Consider the following 13,815-nt stretch of genomic DNA (forward strand, 5'->3'; position numbering starts at 1 on the left):
ACGGTCTGTCTGGGGCAGTCGGTCAACCTAACGGCCAGCGGAGCCAGCACTTATCTGTGGTCGACCGGGGCTAATACCGCCGGACTGAACCTGACGCCCAACGCCACCGCGACCTATTCCGTCACCGGCACCACCAATGGCTGTGCGGCAACCGCAACCTTGACTATTCAGGTACAGGCTTGTCCGCTCAGTTTGTCGGCGGGTGTGTTGAATTGCCAACCCGGTGAACTTACGGTATTTGTGGCGGCTACCGGCGGGGACGGGTCACCCTATGAAGTTGCGGCGGCAGGTATTACCCCATGGTCAGCTAAAACCGGGCCACTGACCATTCCGGTTTTCAATGATACGGCTCCGCTTGAGATATGGGTCCGCAATACCGGCAATCCGGTCAGTATAGTTCGCTATATACTGCCGATACCGGCCTGTGCACGTCCGCTACCGGTAACGGTTACCCCCATCGCAACGGAACCAAACACCCAGCCTTTACAAATTGCCGGAGCCAGTATCAGCTGCGACAGCCGGATCATTACCGTATCGACAACCGGCGGCAACAGTGCTCCGGTCTATCAGCGGATTCTGCTGGTGACCAGTTTCCAGCCAGCCAGTCAACCTCTTGTGCTCGATAACGATGTTTTTGCAGAACGCAGGCCGATACAGCTTCAGGTACAACAGAACGGTGTAAATTCTGCTGTATTCACGTTCGACTACAGCAGCCAGTGCCGGTCTGTCACAACCACCCCGCCGGTAACACAGACGGTAGTGGTGACGGAGCAATCCTGTGCCAGTCCGGCAGCCACGCTCGGGCAACCCCTCACGCTGTCGGCCTCGCTGGCCTGTCAGGAGAATGGCGGCATACTTTCTTTCTTTCCCCACGGCGGGCAGCTCCAGGCCAATACCGTTTTTGAGTTTATGAGTCCGGGAGTTACCGGCTGGACCACCAGCTGCACCGTCAGCGTACAAGACGCCGATCCGGTGATACTGACGTTTGTCCGCCAGCGAAACCTGATAACCAATGAGGTGCCCGCGCAGACGACCTATACGCTCACCAATCCATGTACGGCCGGCGCAGGACGAATGCCGGTGGAAGACACCGGCTTTTCGGTCACCCTTGCAGGCAACCCGACATCGGCCCGCCATGCGGAGATTGCCCTGGCCGGCAAAGACGGATTACCTCTGTGGCTTATCATCACCGATTTACAGGGACGGACAATCAGCAGCCGGGAAGTCACAGCCACCTCAGGGTTTAAACCATACCAGCTCGAACTGGGTCAGTCGGCAGGTGTTTATCTGCTGACCGTCCGAAGTATAAAAAAACAACAAACGTTTCGCATTATTAAACAGTAATCCGAGCGACGGTTCTCGTTTACACCCAAAAACCTGGTAGGTTTGTGATGTAGTTAATCAGCAACTAATCCATTTGTATGATGCGTTTTATACGATCCACGGTACGGGTACTCACCGGTGTTCTGCTGCTGACGCAGGCAGCTCACGCCCAGATTGAGTTTTCCCCGTCTTCCCTCTCCTACACGCAGCCCTTTACGGCACCAACCCTGCCGCAATCCGGTACGGCTACCCTCAACCCCAACTCGGCGGCCACGCCGGGTGCCCCGGGGTTGTATGTAGAGAAAACAGGCGCCAACAACCCGAACCTGATTACAGCCAACAACGGGGCCAGCAACTCCGGCGGTGTATTCAGCTACGGGACGACCGACCAGCCCGACCGGGCGCTCGGGACCATCGGCTCCAGCAATGCGGCCGCCGGTAACTTCTCGTATGGCTTCCGGTTTAAAAATACGACCGGCGCAACCATTACCTCGCTGGCTGTCAGCTACGCCGGCGAACAGTGGCGGAACTCGGCCGCTGCGGCTCAGACCATTACGTTTGCCTACGTTGTTGCCAGCGCGGTAACCTCAACCTCGCCGGCTTCCGGTTCTGCCCCCGCCGGTTATACCCAGGTGCCGGCGCTCAACTTTACCAGCCCCGTTACCGGTGGTACAGCCGCCGCCCTCGACGGCAATGCGGCGGCCAACCGCGTTCTGATTTCCGGTACCATTGTCGTGAACATTCCCGACGGACAGGAAATCATGCTGCGCTGGTACGATCCCGACCATACCGGTTCTGACCATGGCCTGGCCATCGACGATCTGACCGTTGTGGCGTCGACCGGCACACCGCCGGTGCAGACCGTTCTGAGCGTCAACCCTACGTCACTGAGTAACTTTACGGCCGTCCAGGGCACTCCGTCAGCAGCACAGTGGTTTGTGATCACGGCCAGCGGCCTGACGGCTCCGATCGGGATTACAGCCCCGGCAGGCGTTGAACTCAGCCTCGACAATGCCACGTTTGCGGCTACGCTCAGCCTGCCTGCGTCAACCGGCACAACAACGGTCTATACCCGCTTAACGGGTGCGGCCGCCGGTGCCGTTTCCGGAAACATTACGCTGCAGAGCGGTGACCGTACTGCCTCTGTCGGCGTTACCGGTGTGGTCAGTGCGCCGGGCAGCCGGTTTACGCCGATTGCCACCATCCGGAGCTACCCGACGGGCATCAATACCGTAGCTGCCGGCCGCGTAACGGTCAGCAGTCAGTTTGGCGGCAATACCTTCTATATGCAGGACGGTACCGGCGGTATCCAGCTGTTCAGAAGCGCCGAAGCACTGGGCAACCAGGTACAGTTGGGCGACTCTATTCAGGTGGCCGGTGCAACCGCCGTCTTCCAGGGTGGTAAAGAAATCGTGGTGACCAGCATGACTATTGTGTCGGGCGTTCCGAACCGGGTTCCGGCTCCGAAAGTGATTACGCTCGACCAGTTGCCGGCCAACGAAGGCCTGCTGGTTCAGGTACAGGGGGTAGCCATCGGCGGCAGCGGCGATGTGTTTACCGCCACCACCTACCCGCTGACAGGCGGCGGTCAGTCGGGTACGCTGTTCATCCGTGCCTCAACCGACCTGAACGGCTCAACCAAACCAGGCGGCAACCTCACCATCACCGGTATCAGCGAGCACTTTACCAGCGGCAGTACCAACATCACCGAACTGATACCGCGCTTCCTGCCGGACGTACCGGGATCTACCAGCGTGGCCCTTGCCGATCAGACCTGCGGCGGTTCACAGACGATTTCGCTGTCGCCGGATCAGACCTTCGACCTGGCCACGTTTAACCTTGAATTCTTTGGTGCCGACAGCGGTGTGATTACCTGCCCGACGTCGCCGACCGCCCGGCCATATGCCGACAACGGACCGGCCAACGAGCTGTTGCAGGCACAAAACGTTGCTACGGTGCTGAACAAACTCAATGCGGATGTGTATGTTGTGGAAGAAGTGAGCGACCAGAACCTGCTGGCTCAGGTGGTGAGCAACAGCCTGAGCGGCTATAGTCTGGTCTGTTCCGACAAATTTTCGTACTACTTCCAGGCCGATTGCGACCAGTCCGTAAACAGCGACGGTACCGTTTTCGGCCCGTCGTCGCTGGCGCAGAAGGTCTGCGTCATCTATAAAAACAGCACGGTCAGTTTCCTGGCAGGCGAAAGCCGCGCCCTGTTCGATGGCAAGTATAACTACCCGAACGCCAACAACTGGTCGTCGGGCCGGTTGCCGTATCTGTTTGCGGCCAATGTGACCGTCAACGGGGTAACGCAGAAAGTGTACATTGTCGGTATTCACGCGAAATCAGGGTCGGCCACGGCCGATTACACACGCCGCCGTGACGACATTCTGGAACTGAAAGCCGAGCTGGATGCCAGCTACCCGAATGCTAACGTCATTATCGCCGGGGACTATAACGATCAGATTCTGAGTTCTATTGCCAGTGGTCAACCTTCGTCATACCGTGCTTTTGATGTGCTTGATAACGGCAGCGATAACCCGAACTACGAAATCCTGACGAAGGCACTCGAAGCGCAGGGATGCCGGTCATTCGGTTCCGGCAGTTTCCTGGATCACATCACGATTTCAAACGAACTACAGCCGGCCTACATCGCCAACTCGGCGTTTGTCTTCCAGCCCGGTATCCTGAACTACAGCAATACCACGTCTGACCACTTCCCGGTACTGGCCCGCTTCGACCTGACGAAACTGGTACCGGCCCAGGGCGGAACACTGGCCCTGACCGACCCGCTGTACAACTGCGACACCCGTCAGATTACGTTCCAGTCGACAGGCGGCAATGGGTCGCCGGTTGAATACCGCGCCGTCGGCGTGCGCGACTGGGGCACCAACCCCGTAGCGTTCATCGAAGCACCGGTGGTAGCCGATCCGAACAATACGACCATCCTGCTGGAAGCGCGCCAGAACGGCGTTACCGTTACCCGCGTCTTCAACTTCCGGACGGCCAATTGCGGCGGTACCACAACCCCGCCTACACAGCCGGGTTCGCTGTCGCTGCTGGCCCCGCAATACAACTGTGCTACGCGTCAGATTACGTTCCAGAGCGCCGGGGGTAATGGCTCCGCCGTTGACTACCGCGCCATCGGTGTCCGCGACTGGAGTACCAATCCGGTTGCCTTCATTGAAGCGCCCGTAGTAGCCGACCCGAATAACGCGACCATTCAGATGGAAGCCCGTCAGAGTGGTGTGGTGGTTACCCGTTCGTTCAACTTCCGGACGGCCTGTGCTGCCCGTGAAGCGACCCGCAGCGAAGCCCTCCAGGTAACCCTGCTGGGTAACCCGACGCTGTCTGACATGCTGGAGGTCGAAATCCGGGGCGCCGAAGGACAGGCCGTACAGCTCCTGCTCGTCGACGGACAAGGCAAACAAATCAGCGCACAAACCGTTGACCGCGCCGGTGCCGCCGAGCAGCAACGCCTGAAACTCGGCCGTTCGGCCGGTATGTACTTCCTGAACGTATCGACCGCCACGCAGCAGAAAACGGTGAAGGTCATCCGCCAGTAAGGTACGCCCTCGTTACTAATACACAGAAAAAGGTCCCTTATAGTAAACTGTAGGGGGCCTTTTCTGTGAAAATTGAGCTGATTACGTAGTTTTGCCAAAAACACAATTGCTCCATGACCATTTTAGTAACAGGTGGTGCCGGTTTTATCGGATCTCATTTAACGGAGCGGCTCCTGCAACTTGGTCATACCGTTATCTGCCTGGACAACCTGGACGACTACTATGATCCCGGTTTAAAACAGCAGCACATTCAGGCCTTCACCGGCAGTCCGGCCTATCATTTCATTAAAGGGGATATCCGCCGGCAGGAACTGGTGGCCGATATCCTGTCCGGTCATCAGTGTGATACGGTCATTCATTTAGCCGCCCGGGCCGGTGTCCGCCCGTCGGTGTTTGCGCCCGCCTTGTATGTAGATGTGAATGTCAACGGTACGTTATCTGTGCTGGAAGCCATGCGGCAGACCGGCGTCAGGCGGCTTATTCTGGCGTCGTCTTCGTCGGTTTATGGCAATACACCAGGCATTCCTTTCCGGGAAGATCAGACCGGCGAGCAGCCCGTTTCGCCCTATGCGTCCTCCAAGTATGCGGCCGAGCTGCTGGCACACGCCTACCATAGCCTGTATCACTTCGATATCAGCTGCCTGCGGCTGTTTACCGTCTATGGGCCGCGTCAGCGCCCCGAAATGGCCATCAGCCAGTTTGTTCATGGCCTGCTGACCCAAACCCCCATCCGCGTTTTCGGCGATGGCTCCGTCGTGCGGAACTACACCTACATCGACGATACCGTCACGGGCTTTCTTCAGGCGTTAACCCATTTGCAGGGCTTTCAGCGGCTGAACATCGGCGGCGCAGAAGCCATTTCCCTGCAACAACTCATCAGCCTGCTCGAACAACTCACCGGTCAGACGACCCGTATCCAGCATTTTCCGCTTCAGCCGGGCGATGTCCTCTACACGGCCGCTGACCTCACCCTCGCCCAACGCCGGATCGGCTACCACCCCGCCATTCCTCTCCGCGAAGGCCTGCAGCGTTTTATTAGCTGGCATAAAAAAAAACGCTGATTTTTTAACGGTACCATACGATACTATTTGCGACTACTTCGTCTAAAAAGTAGTTTATTTGACGTTTTCGTATGCCGTATATCCATTTAATTCAAATAAAACTTACTATACTCTAAGTCTGATAAACTACATTATGACTATATATTGTTTCTGACACAACCTTATCGCTTTTTTTTACGTATTTATCATCAGACAGTACTTTTTCCTTACGCATGCAACAAACCTCCCTCTGGCACCGGATACTATCTACCTTCAGAAATGAGTCAGCTCAAACCGAGACTTGTTTCTGGGAAGTAGATATTCATTCGCATCTCTTGCCGGGGCTCGATGATGGCGTTCAGCATCCGGACGATACCCTCGCCTGCCTGCAACAACTCGTCAGCTGGGGAATAAAAAAAGTAATTACCACCCCGCACGTCAGCCGCGACTGGTATCCGAACAGCTCGCAAACCATCCGCGATGGCCTGAAAACCGTTCAGGAATTAATCGAAACCCATCAGTTGCCCCTGACCGTTGAAGTAGCCGCCGAATACCTGCTTGATGACTTTTTTCCCGGCCTGCTGAAAGAAAACGACCTGCTTTCGTTCGGAGCACAGCGTTACCTGCTTGTCGAAACCGGCTGGGCTTCGGCCCCAAACTACCTCGACGACATCCTGTTCCGGATTCAGACCAAAGGCTATACCCCCGTTCTGGCCCACCCCGAACGGTATAAATACTACCACGACCACAGGGAAACCCTGCTTCACCTGCGCGAGGCCGGCTGTAAACTACAGCTCAACTGGATGTCGCTCACCGGACGCTATGGCAGTTCCGTACAGCGGCAGGCCCGCTTTCTGCTCAAACAACAGGCCATCGATTTTATCGGCAGCGACCTGCACCAACCGCGCGATCTGAACGACATGCGCAAACTGTTTACCTCCTCCGACTGGCAGTTACTTTCTGAGCAACCCCTCCTCAATCATACCCTTTTAATCGACTAAATGGTTACATTTTTTAGCAAAATAGCCATAATCAATTAGTTACATAAAAGTACCGTTTAAAAGAATCCCCAAATAGTACATATATTAATTTGAAATAGCATAGTACAGCTATTTATATATTCTTTTCTATACGTTAACTTTGATGCATCATTTAAGATACCATATTGAATAAATGTAGACTTATAGTACATTCTATTGTCTATATCAGATCCGGAGGTCTTTTATTGGGTGAGAGGCAGGTATTGAGGCGGAAAAGACAAGAGGGGCAATGTTGAAAAACCTGAATCTTATCATTAACCATTTAGATACTGGTTACCGGGATGAACCACACCGTATTGTTGCTATGGCTGCTGACAGTGCCGCTTGTCAGTCAGAGTGCGGATGACGGGCCGCTCAAAAAAAGCCGCCCGCTGCCAGCGTATCAAACCGGACTGGCACCTATGTTGCAGGTAAGCACCGCGGGATTCGGGGTTGGGGTGGCCCACTCGGTTTCCCGCCATATTGCCGCCCGGGCAGGCGTCAACCTATTCAACTACCAGGGCATCTATAACGCAGGTAAAGATACCGACGATCTGCAGTTAGCGTTTGATTACTCGTTTAAGCTGACGTCGTTTAATCTCTTACTGGACTATTACCCGTTCCGGCGGTTAGGCTTTCGCCTGACGGCAGGGACCTATTTCAACCGTAACCGGTTCTCACTTTTTGGTCAGTCAACGAAGGACTTCAAGTTTAATGATGTGGTCTTCACGGTTAAGGACATTGGTACCATTGAAGGAACTGCCCGTTTTCAACGATTCGCGCCATATGCAGGCCTGGGCTGGGGACATCCGTTCCTGCGCAAGCGCCTCAAACTGATGGTCGACCTAGGGATGTTTTTCCAGAACTCGCCCAAAATCGACTTCCGTACAACGGGTATGCTTGCTCCTTCCAGTGACCAGGGAGCTGTATTAGAAAACAACCTGAAACCGCTTAAGTACTATCCTATTCTAAACATAGGTCTGGCTTATCGCCTCAAGGCAAGTCTGTTTAATCGTTAATTAATCATTCATCTGTAAAACCTTTACTGACCAATTTATGCAGCGTATTATTAAATCGTTTCCGCTCCGCAAAGCACGGGCAACAGCCCTGATTGCTGTGGCCGGAGCCGCCCTGGTAACGGGATGCCAGGACCTGCGCGACACCTTCAGCCTCAAGCCGCTGAACGGTATCACCGCCCGCGTAAGTGTTGAACCGGCTGCTACCCAGGTAACCGGTGCCATCGTCGACGCCAAAACCCTTGACGCTATTAGTGATGCGAGGGTAACGGTTACCATCTCAGGTCCGGACGCCGACCGTGTGGTTGACTCACAAGGCAACAAACTGCCGTCGACCTTTACGACCAAAGGCTCGATTGCCTTGTATCTGACCGGTGAAGTGCCGACGCTGGAAAAGCCGGCCCGCATCCTGGTACAGGTAACGCCGCCAAGCTACACCTCCTACATGGAAAGCAGCACGAACCTGGTATTGACGAAAGCCATCAACGATCCGTTCCAGGTAAAACTGGTCGATGAAAAAAATCTGCCGGCTGATATTGCCGTGATCCGTACCAACTTTACCGTGGGCGCCGGCGGGGTAAACCCAAGCCTGAAATCACTGCCGATCGGCAACATTCAGGCCGCGATTAAGCCCGGTACCGTATTCCTGGGCGAAGATGGCAAACCACTGGCTCAGGGTTCACGCGTTGATGTATTCATCCGTCGCGGTGGTGCGCCGGTGGGCTCAAGCGTTTCGCTCAGAGAAGGCGATAAAGTATCTGACGTGGTGCTGAAACTGTATGATTATCTGGATATTCAGTTTACCAGCGGCGGTAAGCCGGTTACGTTTACCGGTAATGACATTGCCATGCTGATACCGGCCGACGGCACAGGCGGAGTGGATATCGTAAACTACGATGGTGCAACCGGTCAGTTTATCGCGGCCAGTCGCACAGCGATCAGCAACATCAACGGCAGCACGTTTATTCCGCTCAACATTACGGATGTGTCTAAGCCAATCGGTCTGGGTGAAATCGTGAAAAACACGTGCACCGGCTCACTGGACATTAATGTTGTGAATGCCGGCAATACATCAATCGAAGGCTTTGCCTATTCATACGAAATTGAGCAGAAAGGCCTGAAAGTAAAAGGCTCATCAAGTTCATCCATCGACTTCCCGACCGCCCTGTCAGAACCGGCAACGGTGAAACTGTTTGACTCGGAAGGCGAGCTGTTTGGTACCCTTTCGCTCAACAGCCTGTGCGGCAAGCAGGAAAAACTGGTCCAGTATACCAAGCGTGTGGTCAACGTATCGTTCAAAGCGAACGTAACCTGTGCCAACGGCAAAACACCGAAACTGAACGGCAGCGACCTGTCCCTGGCCCTGTATCCGAACGTAACGGTATGGTATGCTGAAAAAGGCAAACCACTGACCTCTTCGACCGTGGTGAAACAAGGCGAAGGGCAGTTAATCGGTCTGAAGCCCAATACCCTTTACCAGGCACGCGTTGACTTTGAGGGTTCATACAATTATGAATTCACAACCGGCAACAGCGACACCGCCCTGGAACCCATTCAGGTAAATATCAAGTCGGGTACACTGGTTTGCCCGAACTAAGGTTCGTTTTCTGACTACGATCCATGGTCACCGCCCCTTCTCCACCTGTTCGGGGAAGGGGCTATTTAATTTACGATGTATGATTTACGATGTACGATGTAAAAACCTTCCTGGAAGGTTTTTAAAAGTTGCTTGATAACAACAATCTATATAAACTTTTCCATGTCTTGAGGAACCGGTATTTCCGGTATCTACCAAACGACTATATTTAGTTTATAAAAGAAAAAATACAGTAGCATACTATAGCAAGTAGGTAACTAATACAAAAAAACTATACCAGTAAACTATGCAAAAAGACGCCAGGATTTACGTGGCCGGACACCGTGGTATGGTGGGCTCGGCCATCGTCCGCAACCTGCAGGCCAAAGGCTATCACAACCTCATCACCCGCACCTCGGCCGAACTGGATCTCCGGCAACAGACGGCCGTTGAGGATTTTTTCGCCGCCGAAGAACCAGAGTATGTGTTTCTGGCCGCTGCCAAAGTGGGCGGTATTCTGGCCAATAACACCTACCGCGCCGAGTTCCTGTATGATAACCTCATGATCGAGAGCAACATCATCCACAGCGCCTACCGGCACAAGGTGACCAAACTACTGTTTCTGGGCTCGTCGTGTATTTACCCGAAAATGGCCCCGCAACCGCTCCGCGAAGACAGTCTGCTCAGCGGCTATCTGGAAAGCACCAACGAACCCTATGCCATCGCCAAGATTGCCGGCATTAAGCTCTGTGAAGCCTACCGCCATCAGTACGGCTGTAACTTTATCTCGGCGATGCCGACCAACCTCTACGGCCCTAACGACAATTACGACCTGCAGGGCTCACACGTGTTACCGGCCCTGATCCGCAAATTTCACGAAGCGAAAGTAACCGGCGCTCCCGCCGTAGAAATCTGGGGGACGGGCTCACCCCGCCGCGAATTTCTGCACGCCGATGACCTGGCCGACGCCTGCGTGTACCTGATGGAAACCTACGACGGCGAACCGTTTGTGAACATCGGCACCGGCGAAGACGTGACCATCCGCGAGCTGGCCGAAATGGTCCGCGATGTGGTGGGCTATACCGGCGACCTGCGCTGGAATACCGACAAACCCGACGGCACACCCCGCAAACTGATGGATGTGGGCCGCCTCCACGGCATGGGCTGGCAGCACCACATCGACCTCTCCGAAGGCCTCGCGCTGACGTATCAGGATTTTCTCGATAAGCAGACGGTTTACGTCTAGCGTTTACACATACGATACAACCATGAAAAAAGCACTAATCACCGGTATCACCGGCCAGGACGGCGCTTACCTCGCCGAACTCCTTCTCAGCAAAGGCTACGAAGTCCACGGCATCAAGCGCCGCAGCTCGCTCTTCAACACGCAGCGCATCGACAACCTGTATGAAGATCCGCACGACAAAAACGTACGGTTTAAACTCCATTACGGCGACCTCTCCGACTCGACCAACATCATCCGGATTATTCAGGAAGTGCAGCCCGACGAGATCTATAACCTCGGGGCCATGTCGCACGTGCGGGTGAGCTTCGATGAACCGGAATACACCGCCCAGGTCGACGGCATCGGTACGCTGCGGATTCTGGAAGCGGTGCGCCTGCTGGGCCTGACGGAGAAAACCCGCATCTACCAGGCATCGACCTCGGAGCTGTACGGCGGTGTGCAGGGCCATGCGCAGTCGGAGACGACGCCGTTTTACCCGCGCTCACCCTATGCGGTAGCCAAACTCTATGGCTACTGGATTACGGTGAACTACCGCGAGGCCTACAACATGTATGCCTGCAACGGTATCCTGTTCAACCACGAATCGCCGCTGCGGGGCGAAACCTTCGTCACCCGCAAGATTACGCGCGCCGTGGCCCGCATCGCCCTCGGCCTGCAGGACAAAGTCTACCTCGGCAACCTCGACTCGCTGCGCGACTGGGGCCATGCCAAAGACTATGTCGAAGCCATGTACCTGATCCTGCAACAGGAGCAGCCCGAAGACTTTGTGATTGCAACCGGTATCACCACGAGCGTCCGCGACTTTGTCCGGATGGCGTTTGCCGAAGTGGGTGTTGAACTGGCCTTCGACGGCGAAGGTGTGGACGAACGCGCGGTGGTGGTCTCGGCCAGCAATCCGGCCTATCCGGTATCGGTGGGTCAGGAAGTATTGTGTATCGACCCGCGTTATTTCCGGCCAACCGAAGTGGATTTGCTGCTTGGCGACCCGACCAAGGCGATGACGAAACTTGGCTGGCAACCCAAATACGACCTGCCTGCGCTCGTCAAAGACATGGTGACTGCCGATCTCGACCTCTTTACCCGCGATCAGTTGCTGGCCACCAACGGGCATGCGGTGCTGAATTATTTTGAGTAAAACCCCACCCCAACCCCTCCCCTTACGTCAAGGGGAGGGGCTATAAAGCCCGAAAATACCCCCTCCCCCTCTCCTGTTTTCAGGCCGGGCCGACGATTCGGGAGGGGGCAGGGGGTGAGGTAAAATTACCAATAAAACCCCTACAAGAGTAGACGTCAAGGGAAGGGGCTCTAAAGCCCGGAAACATCCCCTCTCCTGTTTTTCAGGCCGGGCCGACGATTCGGGAGGGGAATAAAGAACGCTTAAGCGCTCTTTATTCCCCTCCCCCCAACCCCCTCCAGAGGGGGAGAGCTGCCCGTTCTCCCCCTCTGGAGGGGGTTGGGGGAGGAAAATCAACATATCACGTATCACACTAGCATAAGACCTTTGTTTCCTTATGTGGCTATGTGGTAAAAATAAAGATTAACGAATGCCGCGATTACTGAACCTGTTGGGAGGCTTGCTGCTCTCCCTGCCCGCGATGGCCCAAACCGTGCCAGACTCCACCAGCAAACCGGCCAGTTATACGGCGGAGCTGGGCGGTGTCATTTGCTCCACCAACCGGACCCCGTTCTGGTTACGCGCCAATCAGTTTGGCCTGGTACCGCTGAATGGCTCCTCGGCAACGCTACGGCTAGGCACGACCTTTGAGCGCCCCCTCAAAAAAGGGAGCAAGTGGGCAGCGGGCTACGGTGCCTATGTCGTTGGCAACGTCGGCGCAACCAATCAGGTACTGGTACCCGAAGCCTACGGACGTATTCGACGCGGGGCCCTGGAGCTTTGGGCAGGCCGACGGCGGCAGGTAATTGGGCTGACCGATACGCTGCTTACCTCCGGCTCCTATTCCTGGTCGGGCAATGCGTTGCCGATTACACGGGTGCAGTTTGGCACAACCGGTTTTGTGCCCATTGGGTTCACCAAAGGCGTTTTGGCCATTAATGCCTTTATGGCTCACGGCTGGTTTCCGGCTGCTGATTCAGTTCGTGGTTCATTTCTTCACCAGAAAGCGGTGTATGGTCGGATTGGTAAACCATCGTGGCCGGTGCGCATCTATGGGGGACTGTTACACAATGTGCAGTGGGGCGGGTATTCAACTTATAGAGTTATCCGTAAATATGGTGGCAGGGATGATGGTAAACTACCCTCTTCGTTCCGTGATTATCTGTATATGCTGGTGGCTAAGCAACCGAAAGGCTTTTCCGAAAACCTGTCGTCTATTGATACGCTGAATCAGATTGGCAATCATCTGGGCAACATTGATCTAGCTATTGAGGTTGCCGTGAAAAACTGGAACGTCCTGCTTTACAACCAACATCCGTTTGAAGATAAATCGGGGTTGATTTACATGAACTTCCCGGATGGCATTTATGGCATACGACTGAAGAATACAAACACAAAGGCAAAAGGTATTCAACTAAAGCAATTTACCGTTGAATATGTGTATACTGTCGATCAAAGCGGCCTTACCCATACCCGTACCGACCAACGTTATGGGGGGGGAGATAACTACTTTAATCACTCCCAATACCGGACCGGTTGGGTTGTTGATCATAATATTCTCGGCACGCCGTTTATTACCCGCTGGCAAGATGTCCGGCCAGGCTTAACAAATACGAAAGACCCCAATCTTCGCGTCATTACCAACAACAAAATTAAGGTGGCGCACCTGGGATTTTTGTTGCAGTTACCCGCAGCAGTACTGTTGGAAGGGCGGGCTTCCTATTCGCATAACCTGGGGAGTTTTGTTAATAAACAACAGCCAAAGCAATTTTCAGGAATATTAAAAGCCATTGCGCCGATCTTTGTTTCCGGGCAGCGCTTTGACCTGAACATCGCCCTTGCCATTGACCAGGGCGAGCTATACGTCAATTCCATCGGCGGATTTATCGGCATTCGTAAAACCTGGTAGCCCTAC

General features: G+C 54.6%; 9 protein-coding genes. All 9 read left to right on the plus strand.

All coding sequences use genetic code 11. From position 1 onward, the window contains the following. Nucleotides 1–1,344, plus strand: a 1,344-nt coding sequence (locus BLX24_RS11135) for a T9SS type A sorting domain-containing protein (protein ID WP_143092647.1), incomplete at its 5' end; no start/stop codon positions are given. 77 nt (nt 1,345–1,421) lie between these two features. Beyond that, complete coding sequence (locus BLX24_RS11140; RefSeq protein WP_071503233.1) at nt 1,422–4,889, plus strand: endonuclease/exonuclease/phosphatase family protein; 3,468 nt, start codon at nt 1,422–1,424, stop codon at nt 4,887–4,889. A gap of 113 nt (nt 4,890–5,002) precedes the next feature. Further along, nucleotides 5,003–5,950, plus strand: a complete 948-nt coding sequence (locus BLX24_RS11145) for an NAD-dependent epimerase/dehydratase family protein (protein WP_071503234.1) — start codon at nt 5,003–5,005, stop codon at nt 5,948–5,950. 212 nt (nt 5,951–6,162) lie between these two features. Further along, the gene (locus tag BLX24_RS11150; RefSeq protein WP_071503235.1) at nt 6,163–6,930 is read left to right on the plus strand and encodes a tyrosine-protein phosphatase; all 768 of its coding nucleotides are present in this window, start codon (nt 6,163–6,165) and stop codon (nt 6,928–6,930) included. 320 nt (nt 6,931–7,250) lie between these two features. Next, on the plus strand, nt 7,251–7,967 hold the full coding sequence (locus tag BLX24_RS11155; RefSeq protein ID WP_071503236.1) for a hypothetical protein: 717 nt from the start codon (nt 7,251–7,253) through the stop codon (nt 7,965–7,967). Between the two features lie 37 nt (nt 7,968–8,004). After that, nucleotides 8,005–9,561, plus strand: coding sequence for a hypothetical protein (locus BLX24_RS11160; protein ID WP_071503237.1), 1,557 nt, complete (start codon nt 8,005–8,007; stop codon nt 9,559–9,561). 286 nt (nt 9,562–9,847) lie between these two features. After that, the gene (fcl, locus tag BLX24_RS11165; RefSeq protein WP_071503238.1) at nt 9,848–10,786 is read left to right on the plus strand and encodes a GDP-L-fucose synthase; all 939 of its coding nucleotides are present in this window, start codon (nt 9,848–9,850) and stop codon (nt 10,784–10,786) included. 22 nt (nt 10,787–10,808) lie between these two features. Further along, on the plus strand, nt 10,809–11,921 hold the full coding sequence (gmd, locus tag BLX24_RS11170) for a GDP-mannose 4,6-dehydratase (protein WP_071503239.1): 1,113 nt from the start codon (nt 10,809–10,811) through the stop codon (nt 11,919–11,921). Between the two features lie 409 nt (nt 11,922–12,330). Next, on the plus strand, nt 12,331–13,809 hold the full coding sequence (locus BLX24_RS11175) for a capsule assembly Wzi family protein (RefSeq protein ID WP_071503240.1): 1,479 nt from the start codon (nt 12,331–12,333) through the stop codon (nt 13,807–13,809). Nucleotides 13,810–13,815: the final 6 nt, after the last annotated feature.

This window comes from Arsenicibacter rosenii (genome assembly GCF_001870735.1).
Classification (GTDB): Bacteria; Bacteroidota; Bacteroidia; order Cytophagales; family Spirosomataceae; genus Arsenicibacter; species Arsenicibacter rosenii.

Coding starts and splice junctions, on each gene's coding strand:
- BLX24_RS11155 (WP_071503236.1), top strand. CDS start 7,251: ATGAACCACACCGTATTGTTGCTATGGCTGCTGACAGTGCCGCTTGTC.
- BLX24_RS11145 (WP_071503234.1), top strand. CDS start 5,003: ATGACCATTTTAGTAACAGGTGGTGCCGGTTTTATCGGATCTCATTTA.
- BLX24_RS11160 (WP_071503237.1), top strand. CDS start 8,005: ATGCAGCGTATTATTAAATCGTTTCCGCTCCGCAAAGCACGGGCAACA.
- gmd (WP_071503239.1), top strand. CDS start 10,809: ATGAAAAAAGCACTAATCACCGGTATCACCGGCCAGGACGGCGCTTAC.
- fcl (WP_071503238.1), top strand. CDS start 9,848: ATGCAAAAAGACGCCAGGATTTACGTGGCCGGACACCGTGGTATGGTG.
- BLX24_RS11175 (WP_071503240.1), top strand. CDS start 12,331: ATGCCGCGATTACTGAACCTGTTGGGAGGCTTGCTGCTCTCCCTGCCC.
- BLX24_RS11140 (WP_071503233.1), top strand. CDS start 1,422: ATGATGCGTTTTATACGATCCACGGTACGGGTACTCACCGGTGTTCTG.
- BLX24_RS11150 (WP_071503235.1), top strand. CDS start 6,163: ATGCAACAAACCTCCCTCTGGCACCGGATACTATCTACCTTCAGAAAT.